At 37.7% G+C, this 18280-nt stretch carries 20 protein-coding genes; 19 read left to right on the top strand and 1 reads right to left on the bottom strand.

Translation table 11 applies throughout. From position 1 onward, the window contains the following. Positions 1-9: 9 nt before the first annotated feature. The 14 genes from BQ5321_RS11330 to BQ5321_RS11395 all read left to right on the top strand — a co-directional run bounded on the left by BQ5321_RS11330 (position 10) and on the right by BQ5321_RS11395 (position 14061). Positions 10-1092 carry an inorganic phosphate transporter gene (locus tag BQ5321_RS11330; protein WP_315970102.1) on the top strand — a complete coding sequence of 361 codons (1083 nt, stop codon included), beginning with the start codon at positions 10-12 and terminating at the stop codon, positions 1090-1092. A gap of 80 nt (positions 1093-1172) precedes the next feature. After that, positions 1173-2321 carry a sulfate adenylyltransferase gene (sat, locus tag BQ5321_RS11335; RefSeq protein WP_071394594.1) on the top strand — a complete coding sequence of 383 codons (1149 nt, stop codon included), beginning with the start codon at positions 1173-1175 and terminating at the stop codon, positions 2319-2321. Between the two features lie 19 nt (positions 2322-2340). Continuing rightward, positions 2341-2940 (top strand): adenylyl-sulfate kinase, encoded by a 600-nt coding sequence (gene cysC / locus BQ5321_RS11340; protein WP_071394595.1) that lies wholly within the window; start codon positions 2341-2343, stop codon positions 2938-2940. 114 nt (positions 2941-3054) lie between these two features. Continuing rightward, positions 3055-3813: a sirohydrochlorin chelatase gene (locus BQ5321_RS11345; RefSeq protein ID WP_071394596.1), complete on the top strand. Its 759-nt coding sequence runs from the start codon at positions 3055-3057 to the stop codon at positions 3811-3813. A gap of 327 nt (positions 3814-4140) precedes the next feature. Next, positions 4141-4785, top strand: coding sequence for a 5-bromo-4-chloroindolyl phosphate hydrolysis family protein (locus tag BQ5321_RS11350; protein ID WP_071394597.1), 645 nt, complete (start codon positions 4141-4143; stop codon positions 4783-4785). Positions 4786-4788: 3 nt separating this feature from the next. Next, positions 4789-5949, top strand: coding sequence for a toxic anion resistance protein (locus BQ5321_RS11355; RefSeq protein WP_071394598.1), 1161 nt, complete (start codon positions 4789-4791; stop codon positions 5947-5949). 202 nt (positions 5950-6151) lie between these two features. After that, positions 6152-6727, top strand: coding sequence for a hypothetical protein (locus BQ5321_RS11360; protein ID WP_071394599.1), 576 nt, complete (start codon positions 6152-6154; stop codon positions 6725-6727). Between the two features lie 152 nt (positions 6728-6879). Continuing rightward, on the top strand, positions 6880-9117 hold the full coding sequence (locus BQ5321_RS11365) for a DEAD/DEAH box helicase (RefSeq protein ID WP_071394600.1): 2238 nt from the start codon (positions 6880-6882) through the stop codon (positions 9115-9117). Between the two features lie 174 nt (positions 9118-9291). After that, positions 9292-9711 carry a universal stress protein gene (locus BQ5321_RS11370; protein ID WP_071394601.1) on the top strand — a complete coding sequence of 140 codons (420 nt, stop codon included), beginning with the start codon at positions 9292-9294 and terminating at the stop codon, positions 9709-9711. A 350-nt stretch (positions 9712-10061) separates the two neighbouring features. Further along, positions 10062-10976, top strand: a complete 915-nt coding sequence (locus tag BQ5321_RS11375; protein ID WP_071394602.1) for a catechol 2,3-dioxygenase — start codon at positions 10062-10064, stop codon at positions 10974-10976. Between the two features lie 46 nt (positions 10977-11022). Then, positions 11023-11349 (top strand): 2Fe-2S iron-sulfur cluster-binding protein, encoded by a 327-nt coding sequence (locus tag BQ5321_RS11380; RefSeq protein WP_071394603.1) that lies wholly within the window; start codon positions 11023-11025, stop codon positions 11347-11349. Between the two features lie 14 nt (positions 11350-11363). Beyond that, a complete protein-coding gene (locus tag BQ5321_RS11385) occupies positions 11364-11801 on the top strand; it encodes a GlcG/HbpS family heme-binding protein (RefSeq protein ID WP_071396879.1) in 438 nt (145 codons plus the stop codon). A gap of 381 nt (positions 11802-12182) precedes the next feature. After that, entirely contained in the window at positions 12183-12920 is a 738-nt protein-coding gene (locus tag BQ5321_RS11390; protein WP_071394604.1) for an IclR family transcriptional regulator, read from the top strand. A gap of 319 nt (positions 12921-13239) precedes the next feature. Then, positions 13240-14061 (top strand): alpha/beta fold hydrolase, encoded by an 822-nt coding sequence (locus BQ5321_RS11395; RefSeq protein ID WP_071394605.1) that lies wholly within the window; start codon positions 13240-13242, stop codon positions 14059-14061. 75 nt (positions 14062-14136) lie between these two features. Here BQ5321_RS11395 and BQ5321_RS11400 read toward each other — a convergent pair whose 3' ends face one another. After that, a complete protein-coding gene (locus tag BQ5321_RS11400) occupies positions 14137-14358 on the bottom strand; it encodes a hypothetical protein (RefSeq protein ID WP_071394606.1) in 222 nt (73 codons plus the stop codon). Between the two features lie 255 nt (positions 14359-14613). Here BQ5321_RS11400 and BQ5321_RS11405 point away from each other — a divergent pair, with 255 nt between their 5' ends. The 5 genes from BQ5321_RS11405 to BQ5321_RS11420 all read left to right on the top strand — a co-directional run bounded on the left by BQ5321_RS11405 (position 14614) and on the right by BQ5321_RS11420 (position 18239). Further along, the gene (locus tag BQ5321_RS11405) at positions 14614-15210 is read left to right on the top strand and encodes a biotin transporter BioY (protein ID WP_071394607.1); all 597 of its coding nucleotides are present in this window, start codon (positions 14614-14616) and stop codon (positions 15208-15210) included. A 20-nt stretch (positions 15211-15230) separates the two neighbouring features. Continuing rightward, the gene (bioB, locus tag BQ5321_RS11410) at positions 15231-16223 is read left to right on the top strand and encodes a biotin synthase BioB (RefSeq protein WP_071394608.1); all 993 of its coding nucleotides are present in this window, start codon (positions 15231-15233) and stop codon (positions 16221-16223) included. 115 nt (positions 16224-16338) lie between these two features. Further along, positions 16339-17268: a Na/Pi symporter gene (locus tag BQ5321_RS11415; RefSeq protein ID WP_071394609.1), complete on the top strand. Its 930-nt coding sequence runs from the start codon at positions 16339-16341 to the stop codon at positions 17266-17268. Positions 17269-17428: 160 nt separating this feature from the next. Continuing rightward, positions 17429-17566 carry a hypothetical protein gene (locus tag BQ5321_RS24435; RefSeq protein WP_187143737.1) on the top strand — a complete coding sequence of 46 codons (138 nt, stop codon included), beginning with the start codon at positions 17429-17431 and terminating at the stop codon, positions 17564-17566. Between the two features lie 202 nt (positions 17567-17768). After that, on the top strand, positions 17769-18239 hold the full coding sequence (locus BQ5321_RS11420) for a 2-thiouracil desulfurase family protein (RefSeq protein WP_071396880.1): 471 nt from the start codon (positions 17769-17771) through the stop codon (positions 18237-18239). Positions 18240-18280: the final 41 nt, after the last annotated feature.

The raw sequence follows: 18280 nt of genomic DNA on the forward strand, positions 1-18280 counted from the left end.
GGGAAACTTATGACGATATTGACATATGTAGCAGGTATTGTGGCACTTTTTCTAGCGATGAACATTGGCGCAAGCGGTGCTGCAGCTTCTATCAGTGTGGCATATGGATCAGGAGCAATCAAGACTAGAAAAAATGCACTTCTTATTTGTGGGGTGGCTATACTTTTAGGAGCTGTGATAGGTGGCAGTGAGGTTGTGAAGACAATCGGCTCTGGCATCATTCCTAATGGCATCCTAACAGCAAAAATTGTAGTGATTATTCTTTCCTCTGCAGCACTTTCATTGTTTATTGCCAACCTAATTGGAATTCCACTATCAACCAGTGAAATAACAGTAGGTGCGATTGTTGGTGTTGGTATTGCCGAGCAGGCTCTTTATATAAATAATATTCTTGTGATTGTATCTTTTTGGGTAATTATACCTGTTGTCGGTTTTACCATTGCTTTTCTTTTAGGAAAGGTCATTACCATGGCAGAAAATAAATATCCACAATTACAAGAGAAAAAGACCAAAAAGGTTCTTACTATTTTTGTCATCATTGTTGGTTTTTTTGAAGCATTTTCTGCCGGCATGAATAATGTTGGAAATGCAGTTGGTCCTTTGGTTGGGGCAAATTTAATTCCAATGAGCACAGGTACAATCCTTGGCGGCTTTTTTATCGCTCTAGGTGCTATTGTATTAGGTGGAAGAGTACTAGAAACAAATGCCAAGAAGATTACCAGATTTTCACTACTTGAAGGCGGTACAATTTCAGGAACAGGCTCCCTGCTTGTCATTATCGCATCCATTTTTGGTTTACCTGTACCACTGACTCAAGTGACCAGTACAGCAATCATGGGGATTGGGGCAGCCAAAAAAGGTAAAAACCAAGTAAACAAAAGAGTCATTAGTAAGATTGTAAAAGTATGGCTAGTATCTCCCGTATTTTCTTTAGTTATCTCATACGGTTTAATGAAGCTATTTGTGGATAGTGATATGTATACGATTGTTGTTTTAGTTAGTGTAAGTGCAGCAACATTTGGCGTCTTAAGTTTAATTAAAACAATACGAGAAGATAGTCGGTCTTATTATGAAAATGGAGAAGGAATCTAATGTTCTTCAACATAACTTAAAAAGTATAAATTTAAATCATACTAAATAAATAAATTTAATGTAATTAGGAGGAATTTATTATGGCTTTAAGTATCCCACATGGTGGAAAATTAATTAATCGTTGGAACGCAGAATATGATTATTCTACTATCGAAAAGTCAATAGAATTGGATAATATCAGTTTAAGTGATTTAGAGCTTATCGGAACAGGTGCTTACAGCCCTATCGAAGGCTTCCTTGGTGAAAAGGATTATGAATCTGTAGTGAACAACATGCGTCTTGCTTCTGGTCATGTTTGGAGTATTCCAATTGCCTTACCTGTGACTACTAATAAGGCCAGCACTATCTCTGTTGGAGAAGAAGTTCGCTTAGAGTTTAATGGTTCAACATATGGTGTTATTACAATTGAAGATATTTATGTTCCTGATAAAGAGAAAGAAGCAGCAAATGTATATGGAACTACTGAACTTGAACATCCAGGTGTTAAGAAAATGTTTGACCGCGGAAATGTTTACGTTGGCGGGAAAATTATTCTGGTTCAACGCATTAAAAGAGAGCAGTTTGGTGAATTTCATCTAGATCCAGTTGAAACAAGAAATACATTCCTTGAAAAAGGCTGGGAAACAGTCGTCGGTTTCCAAACAAGAAACCCTGTTCACCGTGCTCATGAATATATTCAAAAAACAGCACTTGAAACAGTGGATGGTTTATTCTTAAATCCGCTTGTTGGAGAAACAAAATCCGATGATATTCCTGCAGATGTAAGAATGGAAAGCTATCAAGCACTATTAAAAAATTATTATCCATTAGATCGAGTTTTCTTAGCGGTATTCCCGGCAGCAATGCGTTATGCTGGACCGAGAGAAGCGATTTTCCATGCTATGGTTCGTAAAAATTACGGATGCACTCATTTTATCGTTGGTCGCGATCATGCCGGAGTAGGTAACTACTATGGTACATATGACGCGCAAAAGATTTTTAGCCATTTTACAGCAGACGAATTAGGCATAACCCTATTATTCTTTGAGCATAGCTTCTATTGCACAAAATGTGAAAATATGGCGTCATCTAAGACTTGTCCACATGATAAAGCCGATCATGTTATTTTATCGGGAACAAAGGTTAGAGAGATGCTCCGTAGTGGTCAAATACCTCCAAGTACGTTTAGTCGTAAAGAGGTAGTTGAAATATTAATTAATGGATTAAAGCGTCACGCTGTTCAATCATAATAATTAGGAGGGGAATCCATTGAGTAAGAGTACGAATGTTGTTTGGCATGAACAATCAATTGGAAAAGCAGACCGTCGTCAGCAAAATGGTCATTATAGCTTTGTCCTATGGTTTACTGGACTTTCGGGGTCAGGGAAATCTACCCTAGCTAATGCGATAGCCAGCCGTTTATATAGTGAAAAAGTGCGAAATTATGTATTAGACGGAGATAATGTCCGTCACGGTTTAAATAAAGATTTAGGCTTCTCTGAAGAGGACCGTACGGAGAATATTAGAAGAATTGGTGAGGTGTCTAAGTTATTTGTCGATGCCGGTCAGGTTGTTCTAACCGCATTTATTTCACCATTTCAAGCAGACCGTAAGCTAGTTCGTGAACTACTGGATGAACAGGAATTCATTGAGGTCTATGTCAAATGTCCAATTGATACATGTGAAGAGCGTGATCCAAAGGGGCTTTATCAAAAGGCTCGTCAAGGAATTATTAAAGAATTCACCGGCATCAGCTCTCCGTATGAAGAGCCGGAAAATCCCGAGATTGTGATTGAAACAAATAATGATACAATTGAAGACAGTGTTGAAAAAGTTATTCAGTATTTAAAGCAAAAGGGTTTGATTTAAGTATTTTAGCTTGTATCAGGTTTATAATAGAAAAAAGAGGAAGATTTATCCTTCCTCTTTTTTCTATTATGGCTTTATTTTAATCGAAATGAAATGCAGGTGACGAACAAAATTATGAATGCTATCTTGTACATTTGTCATGGCAGTCGAGTGAAACAGGCAGTAAAGGAGGCGGGAGCCTTTATCGATAGAGTTATGAAAAAGGTTGAGGCACCGATTCAGGAATTAGGCTTTCTTGAGTTAGCTGAACCAAGCCTAGAAGAAGGTTTCAAACGCTGTGTTGAGCAGGGGGCTTCAACCATTATGGCTGTACCCGTTTTGTTATTAACAGCAGCCCATGCAAAGGAGGATATCCCATCTGAACTTCATGCATTACAAGCACGGTTTCCAAACATAGAGGTTCGACTTGGTCATCCAATTGGGGTACATGAAAAAATAGTTGATGTCCTGTTAGAGCGGATAATCGAGACATCGATTCCAGTTAAAGAGAATGCAATGGTCCTTTTAGTTGGTCGCGGTAGCAGTGACCTAGATGTGAAAAGAGACTTAACAAAAATCGCCAACCTATTTTCCGAGAAATCAATGATCAAGCATGTGGAAGTTTGTTTCCTAGCAGTGGCAGAACCAAGCCTTGACCATGCTCTTGAGAGGACAAAGCAAGTAGATGTTGAGCAGGTATTTGTGATTCCATATCTGTTTTTCACCGGTATATTAATGAAAAAAATTGAGGGAAGACTTGAAAAAATAAACGAAAAAACGGGACCTGATTATATACTTTGTCAATACTTAGGCTATCATCCGCTTGTTGAAGATATTCTGATTGAACAGACTAGGGAGCTGTTGCATAAAAGGGGAATAAATCATGGCAAATAAAGGGCGTATGTTAGACGCTCCTTTTTAACTTCATTCAGTAAATGAAAATCCGGACGCAAATTCTGCGGGGCGAATTCGGAGGAATCCCTGCATTTAATAATCTCAGCCTCAAGACTTAGACATACATACTGCTTAATATCCAAATTTACTTAAACAAGTAGCAATTATCGACAAGCTCGCTTAAAATAAAGATGAAAGTGAAACCTTCTTATGTCTTTTTCGTATTAATGATTATCAACCTCGAATAGATTTTGATAATGGTCGTTAAAAAGGGTTTTAGCAGCCAACATTAATGTTAAAGATCGATAGAACAGGAGTCGATTTGTTATGAAATCTTTTTTTCAATTTTTATTCCGCTCGTTTGCTGGAGCTTCCACTCTTGTTATCGTGTGGCTGGTCAGTTTTCTGGCATTTGAACAAACGTTTGTTACCTCACTACTATACGGTTTATTAGGTGGAGTGGTTATAGCAATCTTGTTAAAGTGGTATCATCGTTCCCAATTTTTGCGGGAGAATGGCTTATCAAGAAGAGAATATCAGTATATTAAGAAGAACTTAAAGGAAGCTAAGCTCAAAATTAATCGGTTACAAAAAGCAATGTTCCGGACTAGAAGCCTATCAAATATGAAGCAAAATCTTGAAATTGTCCGTATTGCGAATAAGATTTACGCGATTACTAAGAAAGAACCAAAGCGTTTTTACCAAGCTGAAGGCTTTTACTTTAAGAATTTAGATTCACTTGTTGAAATATCGGAAAAATATGCCTTTTTACATTCTCAGCCAGCTAAGACACCTGAGTTGACCCATTCCCTGCAGGATACTCGAATAACGATGAACAGACTTGCTGATACGGTAGAAAAGGATTTATATGCTGTTTTGGAAGATGATATTGACAATTTAAACTTTGAATTAGATTTTGCAAAAAGAACGATGATTCAGAGTCCAACAGATCATGATAACAAGGGGCGATAAACAATGTCTGAACGAAAAACGTCATCGGAGATAGATAGTATATTGGACAATCCGTTTGGTGAACTTGAAATTGCAAGCAACTCAACGGAGCTTCAAAAGGAAGCAGAGAGACCGATGAGGGTACTCGACACCCTGACAGAAGAAAACAGACAAAAGGCAATGGGTCTTGCGGAGCAAATTGATCCACGAAATCATCAGGCGATTGCTCTTTATGGAACACAGGCACAATCAAAATTGTTGAACTTTTCTCACTCCATGCTGGAGCATGTTCAAAATAAGGATGTCGGTGAAATAGGTGATATATTATCCGACTTAATGAAAAAGCTTGAACAGGTTAATCCCGACGAGCTACAGCCGGAAAAGCGCAATTTTTTATCTAAGCTGTTTGGGAAAATTTCTTCTTCGATTAATGAGGTCCTGTCTAAATACCAAAAAACAGGTGCTCAGATTGACCGCATTACGGTAAAGCTTGATCACTGTAAAAAAGCACTTATGACCGATAATATGATGCTCGAACAGCTATATGAAAAAAATAAAGAGTACTTTTTAGCACTCAATATTTATATTGCAGCAGGTGAATTGAAGTTAGAGGAGCTTAATCAGAAGTCTATTCCTGAGCTGAAAAGAAAGGCTGAAATGAGCCAGGACCAAATGGACTTTCAGGATGTCAATGATATGCTCCAGTTTGCCGATCGACTCGAAAAACGGATGTATGATTTAAAGTTAAGCAGGCAAATTACAACACAAAGTGCACCACAGATTAGACTCATTCAAAATACAAATCAAGCATTGGTAGAAAAAATACAATCCTCGATCATGACGGCTATTCCTTTATGGAAGAACCAAATTGCGATTGCGTTAACATTAATACGGCAAAGACAAGCAGTTGAGGCCCAGAAACAGGTTTCGAAAACCACTAATGAATTATTATTAAAGAATGCTGAAATGCTTAAATCGAATACAATTGAAACAGCTAAGGAAAATGAACGCGGTATCGTTGATATTGAGACGCTTAAGAAAACTCAGGAAAATCTAGTTACTACATTGGAAGAAACCTTGCGTATTCAAGCAGAGGGACGGACAAAACGTCATCAAGCTGAGCAAGAATTAATTTCAATGGAAAATGAATTGAAGCAAAAATTATTGAACCTTCGTAATCAATAAAGGAAATAACAGTTGGGAGACAGAATGCCGAGAGGGTATACGTCTCCCTTTTTAATTTTGCCTGATTTTCACCTTGCTATCATAGAGACCTATTTATCTAAGCGTATCATTATAGATTGTCTGATCAATTTGATATACTTAGACTACCATTTTCATTGTTATATAACAGTGAAAATGCTAGAATATGCTCGGAGGTGGCGAAGTGGGTTCATTTATTAAAAAAAATTGGGGCGTAATGACATTCGGGTTATGTTTAGTTATGGCCGCGGGTATTTGGTCAATCGCTACGAAAATGGAACAAACCTCACTAAATGGCAATCTATCAAAGAGCCAAGCTACGATAACGGATGGAGAAGACAATGGTCAAAAACCATTAGAAATTGCTTCAGAGCCATTTGTTAGTCCAACAGAGTTTATTCAAAAAGGACATCAGTTTTATAATGATACAGCTGGTTGGGGAAGAATTGAGTCTTTAAATTGGGGTGACCAACAGAAGTTTGCACAATTACTATTAGATTCAATCGAACAATTGGAGGAAAATGAAGCTCTACAAAAGGATTTTTCACATATTCAATCGTTAGCCATATTTATTGTTGAAAACAGTAATGATAAGGATCATGTCCTTTTACTACATCGAATATTTCATGACTTAGATATTGATTTCAATCAATATGAGCATGAAGATTATTTTGATGTGACTCAATATGGGGAAGGTAAGAAAATAAAGGAGGTTGTCAAGCATATAAAATCTAATTCTGAGTCCAATTCTGATGTGTAGGTGTGACAATGGATTTTACGCCTTTCATTTTGTTATACTAATGAAGCTCAATCTTTTTAGATTGGGCTTTTTGCCTTTTCTTGTATGATTCAAGCTTTATTGTTGCTGAATGATAATACCCTCCTATATCGATATAAAAAGGAAGCTGTAGCATGACAAACACATCAACCTATATTAGAGCCTGGCAAAAAGCATTACAAGCGGAGATTATTTATTTGAGAAAATATGGAAGCAACAAGTTTGCTGTTCAGAACGGACGTTTGCTAAATCAAAAAGATAACTATACCTACTATTTTGAAGCTATGCAGCCCATGGTGATTCCCATTGGTTCAATAGTCCGGATTGAATGGGGTCAGACAAAGACAGAAGGAAGAGTCCTTTCTTCTGAGGGACATAATATGATCGTGAAGGTGGCGAAAACGCTCGGAGACATAGTATCTGAAGCCATCATTTGGCATGATCCATGGGAGTTACTTGATCAATTGATGCAGCGCTTAGAAGAAGTAAGAAAAAGCAAGCGGAAAAGGAGAAGAGTTATGCGGCTTATGGAGCCTTCAATGCCTGCCAAGCATCCAACAGAGGTTATTCAATCAAATGTTCATGAGTTAATTCTTCGTTCCAAGTACAATCCAATTACCTTTGTCTGGGGTCCACCAGGAACAGGTAAAACCTACACGCTGGCAAGAGTCGCTGCTAATAAATATTTCAAAGAAAAAAAGGTCTTAGTACTTGCCCACAGCAACCAGGCAGTTGATGTATTAATGACTGAAATTTCCTCCTTTGTGGAGAAAAAAGGTCGCTTTAAGGAAGGAGACATGATTCGTTATGGATCACAGCTGAGCGTGTCGGTCGAGCGACAATGGACTATTCATATCAATCAGCTTATCATGAAACGGCAGCCAAAATTGGCTGAAGAAAAGATGCGTCTTCTGGAGGAGAGGAAAATCCTCAAGAAGGATCTATCCTCCTCCTTTAGTCATCGTGATTCTGAACAATTATTACAAATTGAAAATAAGCTAGCGTCAATATTGGAAAAGATTCATCAAAAAGAATTACAATTTCTTAAGGAAGCTGATATCATTGGGACCACGTTGGCTAAAGCTGCTGGAGATCCAGCTATATATGAAAAAGAATTTGATATTGTGCTAGTAGATGAAGCTAGCATGGCCTATGTCCCTCAAGTTGCATTTGCCTCCTCGTTGGGAAAAAGAGTAATTGTTTGTGGTGATTTTAAACAGCTGCCGCCCATTGCCTCCTCTAATCATAAACTTGTCAAAGAATGGTTGAAGGAAGATATTTTCCATAAAGCAGGGGTGACAGAGTCTGTTACATACGGTAGCCTTCATCCACATTTATTTCTACTTAAAGAACAAAGGAGAATGCATCCTGAGATATCTTCCTTCACAAACCAATATATTTACCAATCCTTAGTAGGGGATTATAAAGGGGTTGCAGAGCTTCGACAGGAGCTGGTTGCGAAACACCCGTTTCCAGACCGCGCTAGTATTTTACTCGACACAAGCGGGACAGGTGCCTACTGCTTAACAGAAAGCTCGTCTCGTTCGCGATTTAATTTATGGCAGCTACTACTCTCTTTTCAATTGATCCATGAAGCATATCAAGCAGGACATCGTTCGATTGGATATACGGCACCATACAGAGCACAGGCACAGTTAATGAAAACATTACTCACAGACCTCTATGAGACGGAGTTGATGGAAGCAGATATTGCCGCTTCAACCATTCATCGTTTTCAGGGCAGTGAAAGAGACGTGATGATTTTTGATACTGTAGACAGCTACCCTGAGGGGCGTGCCGGCATGCTCCTAATCGGAAGAGAGAATGAACGACTAATCAATGTTGCGATTACGAGAACGAAGGGTAAGCTCATTCATGTCAGCAACAGAGCCTTTTTACAAAATAAAGTGTATCCATCTAAGACGGTATATAAGTTTTTAGACCATCAACTAAAACAAAATCAGGCTGTCTATCCGCATGAAATAGGAACTTGGATTAAACACCAGCACCCCCGTCTGCAATGGATGCATGCTAAAAAATTGCTTGGAGTCATGAGGGATATTCGTTATGCAAAAAGGTCAGTTGTGATGGCTATGGCGAGTAATCAGGAGCCTTCGGAGGAATGGAAGCAGGCGTTAACAAAAAGAAGTAAGGCGGTAAAGCTGACCTATATATCTGAGTATGAACCAGTTGGTTTATCTATTAACCAGTATTTGAATAAGGCCGCAGCTTTTCCCTTTGTTCTAATTGATGAACAAATTCTGTGGCTAGGACTGCCATTAGAAGGCGCAACGCTTGTAAAACCACCCTATGTCACAATACGGCTAGATTCAATGGCTATCAGTGAATATTTTTTGTCTCAAATTATGTAACAATGTAGGTCCTTCATTAAGCATATGAAGGACCCATGACAGTAGTATTCCAAGTAAATCTGGCGGCAATTGAAGACTTTAGCTATTGCAAAATAATATATCAAACGTGAAATACTTTAAGAAATAGGCTATAATGAGAGGTAAGTATTACCATTTAATCAGGGGGTTGAGTCAATGTATAAAAAAATATTATTAGCTTCTGATGGCTCGAATTTTGCGCTACGGGCAGCTGACCAAGCCATTAAACTTGCTTTATTATCGGCGGATGCTGTTATTGAAGTGATTTATGTTGTCGATTTGGACACGTCAAAGCAAGACGCTATTAATTATATGGATTCAGACATTATACAAAAGGAAAGAAAGATGCGTTTGAAGTTAACAGAAGAGAAGATTAAGGCATCAGGTGTTAACTATCACTCCTCCATTTTATATGGGGAACCAGGCCCAATGATTGTTTCTTACGCCAATGAAAATCAGTTTGACATTGTTGTACTAGGAAGCAGGGGATTAAATGCACTGAAGGAAATGGTATTAGGTAGCGTAAGTCATAAAGTGGCAAAGCGTGTTAAGTGCCCAGTTATGATAGTGAAATAATTTCAACGAAATTATTGATCAGTATAGTACATAAGAAAAAAACAGTAATGGACATACTTTAATGGATATCATCATTGATTTTAACCTGACAATATTAGAGGGTAAATTAATTGAATAAAGCGACGAAAGATTATAATCGATAATTTCGCATTATTTACTATTATTCTAACAAAATACTTTTCTTTTAATATTATAAAATATATAATGATAGTGTTAATAGAAATAAGCGGTATCACTAGAGGTTTTTATGATAAGGCATTTTATGAAACCGATTTCTGAAATCGCTTCCGTGAAGTGCTCTAAATATTTCTTTTTCTTGCATCTAAATAAAAAAGTAGGAGGAATAACGAATGCCTAGAGTCATGAGAATTGGTCGAGTAGAATTAAAGGTACTAGATTTAGAGAAATCAGTTGAATATTATACAAAAATAATTGGTTTGCAGGAAACTGGACGTATGGGGAACAGTGTATACCTGAAAGCCTGGGATGAATTTGACCATCATAGTGTCATTTTAACAAAATCAAATACGGCTGGGATAGCCCACCTAGCATTTAAAGTAGAAACTCTTGAGGACCTTGCTTACTATGAAAAACAAGTGGAAAAATTCGGCTGTACAACAACAAGAATTTCAAAAGGAACAAGGTTAGGAGAAGGGGAGGCTGTTCATTTTATTCTGCCAACTGGCCATCATTGTGAATTATATACAGAGATTGAGTTATTAGGAACAGCTGTAGGAACTTTAAACCCACATCCATGGCCGCTAGGTGCTCAAGGGATTGCACCACATCGTCTAGACCACTGCTTACTTACAGGTGATGACCTTAAAACCGTTACAAGATTCTTTATTGAAGCGCTAAACTTTAGACAAAGTGAAAGAATCACCTCTGTAGATGGAGAAGAACTATTAGGAAGCTTCTTATTTACAACAAATAAAGCGCATGATTTAGCCTTTGTTAAAGGTCCAGATGCAAAGCTTCATCACGCTGCTTTCTTTGTTGATTCTTTGCATGATGTATTTAAAGCTGCTGACCTTTTATCCATGTATGAGGTACCATTTGATGTTACACCGACACGTCACGGTATTACGAGGGGAGAAACGATTTATTTCTTTGATCCATCTGGTAACCGTAATGAAGCATTTGCAAACGGCTACATGACATATGCAGATATGCCAACCATTACGTGGACAGAAGATAAGATTGGACAAGGTATTTTCTATCACCGCCGTGAACTGTCTGAATCCTTTATGAAGGCGTTAACTTAATTTTTTCTACCATAATAATCCGATTTAAGAAAGGAAGGAGAGTTCAATGGTGAAAGTGACCTTAAAAGCAAGAGGCCAGCAGTTCGAATATGAATGCACGCCAACTGAGACTCCGCTAGCTGCTGCGCGTAAGCAGTTTATTCCGATTCCAACTGGATGTGTCCGAGGCGGCTGTGGGATGTGTAAGGTAAAGGTATTAAGTGGAGAATATGAGCAGGAGTTAATTCGCTCACATGATGCCCTTTCTGATGAAGAATTAGAGAATGGCTTTGCATTAGCCTGTTGTATGTCGGCGAAAAGTGACCTTGAAATTATTACCGTTGAAGATTATGTTAAATTAGTAGATAGTGCTAATTTGGAGGAGGCTAAATAATTGTGAGTTCTGAAATGATCTATCAAAAGTATGCTTTAACCCAATCTCTAGCATTGAAAGTGCTAGAAGCGGTTACAAACAAGGCTGATGAATTAGGAATACGAATCAACGCCGCGATTGTGGACGATGGCGGTAATTTAAAAGCCTTCATTCGCATGGATGAAGCCGCCTTGTTAAGCTCTGGAATAGCGCAGAACAAGGCGTATACTGCAGCAGCCTTCGGTAAATCTACTGAAGAATGGTATCCAATGATTAAAGACGAACCATCACTATTAACAGGAATTGTTCATACAGAGAAGCTCGTTGTTTTTGGTGGGGGGATTCCGTTAATTTTTAACGGGAAAATAGTCGGAGGTGTTGGGGTCTCCGGAGGAACAGCTGATGAGGATGTACAATGTGCAACTGCAGGTGTTCAAGTATTTGAAGAATATGTACAATCTCTTGTAAAATAACAAATTAGGTTATAGATAAATAGATATTGATAAATATGATTAAATGAGTCGGCTTGTTTTCATCCTTGAAATTTGCCGGCTTATTTTTTGTGTTGGAAAATTCATACTATATCTATTGAAAAAACTTCCTATTTGAAATATTATAATTATGAACGAATTATCAAACTATTATCTAAAAATAATTTAAAAAAGAGTTCACCGATTTTCCTATTTTTCCAATTGGATAAAAATTTTTGCCTATCATTTAGGTATGATTACCTAATACCTATTTCCTTTACAAAATACAAATAAGACTAGCATGAATTAACACCACGATCTGGGATATTTATATCAAAGGAGTTAGGAGAAACGATATTATAATCTATGGTATGAGGTGTTTATATGATTAACTCTGTCAATAATGCGGTAAAAATTATTGACTGTTTCACAACTGAGAATCCAGAATTAGGAGTTTCAGAGATTTCAACTAAATTAAATATGAATAAAAGCACAGTTCATCATCTTATTAGGACCTTGAATAAAGTAGGGATTTTAGTAAAGGCCTCTAATCGTAAGTATCGCTTAGGCTCTCGCCTGCTTAGATGGGGGAACTTGGTCTCAAAGTATTACCAAAAATATTATCCTGCCATCCCTTATTTAAATGAGCTCGTGAAATTAACTGGCGAAACGGTACATATGGCTGTGCAGGAAAATCAGTGGGTGAGCTATATTGCAAAGGTTGAACCAGAGAAATCAGTCAAAATACAGACCGCTATAGGTTCATATAAACCCATTCATTGTACGGGTCTAGGAAAAATGCTACTCGCTGGATCCCTTGGTAGGGACAATCATCATATTTATCAACTAATACTTGATAAGTACACAGATAGTACCATCACTGAGCATGAAAAACTTATCCGTGAACTAAAGCAGATTCACGAACAAGGCTATGCGATTGATAACGAGGAATATGAAGTAGGGCTTTACTGTATCTCGGCTCCCATTAAGGACAGTCTTGGTCAAACGGTCGCAGCAATCAGTATTGCCGGTCCAGAATGCAGAGTATATGCAAACAAAGATCAGTACATTGCATATCTTATTTCAACGGCAGAAACAATTTCAAACAAATGTGATTTATAAAAAGGATGCCTATAGGAAATTCATTTAAAAATATAAAATTCTTGCGTGTTGCTGTCGAAGTATTGAAGGATTTGATAATTTTTTGTCGAATTCTTATAACAGAACTAATCAAAAAACTTCTTTAAATTTTGTTGTGGGTTAATGATGAAAGGTTATACATCAAGATGGTTTCAATCACTGGCTTTGTTGAGGGGTTTGTGGTAGAAAAGCGCAAGTTCTTTAGTGTGATTGTTCATTCAGTTGTCTGCAGATGCTGAAACAAGGTCATATTGATCATAAAAGAGCTATACCTAAACCAAAAATGGAAGGAGCTTGTATAATGGTTGAAGCAGGAAAATACAGTGATGTAAAAGGAATCAATACGCACTATCATGAGGATGGACAAGGTGATGAAAAAATACTCCTTATTCATGGATCAGGTCCGGGAGTATCCGCATGGGCTAATTGGCGCTTAGTTTTTCCAATTCTCTCCGAGCATTTCCATCTATATGCACCAGATGTAGTAGGTTTTGGTTATACAGACAGACCAGAGGGTGTGAAGTATTCAATCCATGTTTGGGTAGATCATATGATTGATTTCATTGAAACCGTAATAAAGGATAAAGTATCTATCATTGGTAACTCCTTTGGTGGGGCCATTGCCCTTCATTTAGCAAAAAAACGTCCTGATTTAGTGAAAAAGTTAATGCTTATGGGAAGCATGGGTACTGCCCATCCTATTGCAGACGGATTGGATAAGGTTTGGGGCTATGAACCAAGTCATGAGAATATGAAAAATCTCATTAGGATTTTTGCATATGATCAAAGTATGGCTGAGAACGGCGATTTAGTCGAAATGCGCTATAAATCTAGTATCCAAGAAGGATTCCAGGAATCATTCTCTTCAATGTTCCCAGCTCCACGGCAAAGACATGTGGATGACATGGCGTTAACAGAGGAAGAGTTAGCTGCGATTGATTTTCCAGTACTATTGGTTCACGGAAGAGAAGACAAAGTAATTCCAATCGAACATACCAGCTGGGTACTTGCACGTGCACTCCCTAATGCTCAGTTCCATACATTCCCTAAGTGCGGACACTGGGTACAAATTGAACGAGCAACAGAATTTGCCGGTCAGGTAATCGAATTTATGAAACAATAGAAGGATAAAAAACAGGAGCTCTTGACTAGGAGCTCCTGTTTTTTATCCTGTTCTTGACATAGTTTTTCATCATAGTTATGATGTTTTTTCTTCTTGGTCATTTATTTGAATTAAGGAATTTTTCCGAATCCAGTAGTTAAACGAGTCTCTTGGAAAAACCCCTCTGCAGCCTGCTTTATCCATTTGAACAATAACACTGGCATCTGTCACCTCGATGATTTTTAGAGTATCCGAATTGCTAAAGTTTGGAATAAAACTACTCTTCATCTCAAATTCCATATTATTATGTAATTCCACTTTTCTAATCCTCCTGATATAAGCACATTTATTTCATACTAAATAATATCTCCAAAATTAACATTATTAACCAAAATTTACTATTGACGATTATTATCTTGAACTTATCATAAATACAACTTTTGGGCAAATCGTTGACACATTTTAGCAAGAAGTGTTGAAAATGCAATCATATTGTTAACCATATTTAAATTATAGTTGACATATTAAGTGGGTTGAATTATCTTTATATTGCGAATAAGAGGAGGAGAGAACATGTATCGGAAAGGAAAAACTTTAGAATTAACTCTAGCAAGTATGTTTGTCGTTTTGATAGCTGTTGGTGCTAATTTGACAACCATTATTCCATTTTTAGTTGTCGGTGGTGTACCGATTACATTACAAACATTTTTTGCTGTTCTAGCTGGTCTCGTATTAGGGGGGCGTCTAGGAGCTATAACTACAAGTACATATGCATTTATAGGCTTAGTAGGGATACCGGTGTTTGCTCAGTTTGGTGCCGGATTAGGAATGCTCTTTAAACCAACATTTGGATTTATTCTCTCTTTTATCCTTGCTGCCTACTCGGCTGGAAAAATCGTCGAAAATAAGAATAATGTTGCTCCGTATATTATGGCTTCATTAACTGCTACCGCAATCAATTATTGTATTGGGACCAATTGGATGTATTTTGCCTATAAGCTATGGTATGAAGCTCCTGAGGGTTTCACTTACGGTATGGCATGGTTATGGATGCTTGCCCCGCTGCCAAAGGATATTATATTAGCAGTTTTTGCGGGTATTATGGCGCATCGTTTAAAGGTAACCGTGCTTTCAAAGGGTCAATTCAAAAGCTTACATTTAGGTGCATAAATTAATAGGGGGATGAGAAAATGGGGAAATGGAAACAGCTTGCCATGGATGTGTTGAATGGAAGAGAGCTTACGAATGAGGAAGCATTGGACATATTATTGGCTCCTGACCTGGAGCTACTCGAACTATTGAATGGTGCTTACACTATTAGGAATCATTATTTCGGCAATAAAGTAAAGTTAAATAAAATCATTAACACAAAATCTGGACTATGTCCTGAAAATTGCGGGTATTGTTCCCAATCAAGTATCTCAAGTGCATCAATCGAAAAATACACGATGATGGACAAAGAGACAATCCTTAAAGGAGCTAAGAATGCTTATCAGCTAAAGGTTGGCACCTATTGCATTGTGGCAAGTGGACGCGGACCTAGTAATAGGGATATTGATACCGTAGTAGAGGCAGTTAAGGAAATAAAAGAGCAATTCCCTTTGACCGTGTGTGCCTGTCTTGGACTATTAAAGCCTGAGCAAGCTTCTCGATTAAAGGAAGCGGGCGTTGACCGTTATAATCATAATATTAATACTTCAGAAAAACACCATGAATATATAACCACTTCTCATACCTTTCACGACAGGGTAAACACTGTTGAAATGGTGAAGGAGGCAGGTATCTCTCCTTGTTCAGGTGTGATTATTGGAATGAAGGAATCGAAGCAGGATATAGTTGATATGGCCTTTAGCTTAAAGGCATTAGGGGCTGATTCTATTCCAGTGAATTTTCTACATGCGATAGAGGGGACGCCGCTGGCAGGAACAGATGAACTAAATCCACGATACTGTCTGAAGGTGATTGCGCTTATGCGTTATATTAATCCAGCAAAGGAAATCCGTATATCAGGAGGTCGTGAAGTGAATTTGCGAAGCTTACAGCCTTTAGGTTTGTATGCAGCCAATTCTATTTTTCTAGGAGATTATTTGACAACCTCTGGACAAGAAACCATGGCCGATCATAAAATGCTTGAAGACCTTGGTTTTGAAATTGATTTTCGTTCTGAGATTGTTACAAAGTAAAGGAACTAGCTAGCATAGTCTAAGCAGGATTCAGATTTGATTCCTGCTTTTTTATATTATTGCCTTTTAGACATGTCCCCTGCCGACCATCCATATGATAAGTATAGGAGGTGGGGTGTTGGTTCTAATTGTTTTTATTCTATTAATCTGCTTATTTATTTTTGGGATGTATCTGTTGAGAAAGGGATTGTTACATCTTTCTGGAGAATCATTGAAAATTTGGTTAACAAAAGTGACGGATACACCTTGGAAGGGTGTTTTGGCAGGTATTATGGTAACCTGTATATTGCAGAGCAGCTCGGCTGTGATGATTATAACGATTGGGTTGATTGCCACTAGAATGCTGACATTTCCGCAATCAATTGGAATCATTTTAGGAACCAATATTGGCACGACCTTTACGGCGGAACTAATTACCTTTGATATCCAATCATTTCTAATCCCACTAATGGGACTGGCACTTTTGTTATTATTCACTGGGAAAAAGAAGCCTCAAAGTATTGGTATGGTGTTATTAGGTATCTCTTTTTTATTTACCGCAATGGGGGGATTTGAATTTTTAGCCGGACCATTAAAGAGGATAGGCATTATTGATCAATTGCTGCTTTCGCTGAAGGATAGTTATCTTCTCAGCATATTAGCAGGAGCTGTCATTACAGGGATTATTCAGTCGAGTACAGCAACTACTGGTATTATTATGGGATTCCTTACTCATGGTGCTATTGAAATTGATACAGGTGTTGCGATATTGCTAGGGTCAAATATTGGAACCTGTGTTGATGCTTTATTAGCAGCAATTGGCAGCGGTAGGGAAGCAAGATTAACAGCTTATGCCCATATTTATTTAAATGTGATTGGGGTAGCGGTGTTTTATCCCTTTATTGATATCCTATCGACATGGGGAACAAAGGTCGCAACATCACCTGATGTTCAATTAGCCCATATTAGTGTTCTATTTAATGTTATTTGTTCATTACTTGTGCTGCCATTTGCTGAGGGATTTGGGAAATGGATTATTCGCTTGCATGATCAAAACAGTACATAAATATAAACAACCGAGGCTAGTTTGTTTTTCATTGTGGATACCAATTGGTTCCATAAATAATTAGACTATTTTAAAAATGGCATTGACACCTTCAACTTAACTGTTATATATTATTAATAATCATCATAAACTGTTATATAACATAAAAGGAGGAGATATAATGGAAATGTATCAAAAAGCCTATAATCATTATAAATCAATGTGCGAAAAGTATGGAATGGAGTCCATGAATTATCATCAATTTATTAAACAATTAACCGAGGAACAGCTTACTGAATTCAGTAAGTGTGCCAGTTAGGAGTATCTCATGGAAACGGATAAAGATAGCGACGTTATACCCAACCCTGTACGTTTTGTAAAAAAACAACGGGGTTGAATTTTGTTGTTGTTCTATTAAACGCTTGGTCAAGTCTTCCTATGATTCTATTTCTTTAAAATAACGATATAATACATAGTGGTTAATAAGTAATAAACATTAAGGGAATTGGGTGGGTGAGGATGTGATAATCGTGAGTGCTTGTTTTGCTGGCTTTGATGTAAAGTATAACGGTTCTAATAATGTGAATGTAAAAATAAAAGAGTTATTTGATAAAGGAATGGCCATTCCTGTCTGTCCTGAGGTACTTGGAGGATTGTCGATTCCAAGAGAGCCGGCTGAAATAGTTGGTGGAGATGGGGATGATGTACTGGATGGCTCTGCAAAAGTGCTGACAACAACCGGGAGAGATGTGACGGAGCAATTTTTGAAGGGAGCATATGAAACATTAAAAAGAGTGAAAGAAGCAGGAGTCACAATGGTTGTGTTAAAGGAACGCAGCCCTTCATGCGGCAGCACCATGATTTACAGTGGAAAATTTAATGGCAGCAAACGGCCTGGAAATGGCGTTACGTCTGCTTTATTAAAAAGAAGCGGAATTCAAGTAGTTTCTGAAGACCATTTTATTGAGTATCTTGAGAGAATGGATATTTGAAAGGGAGTTTTAAAAAGGTGCAGATCTTTTTAAAACTCCCT

This window comes from Bacillus tuaregi, from assembly GCF_900104575.1.
GTDB classification, from domain to species: domain Bacteria; phylum Bacillota; class Bacilli; order Bacillales; family Cytobacillaceae; genus Bacillus_BD; species Bacillus_BD tuaregi.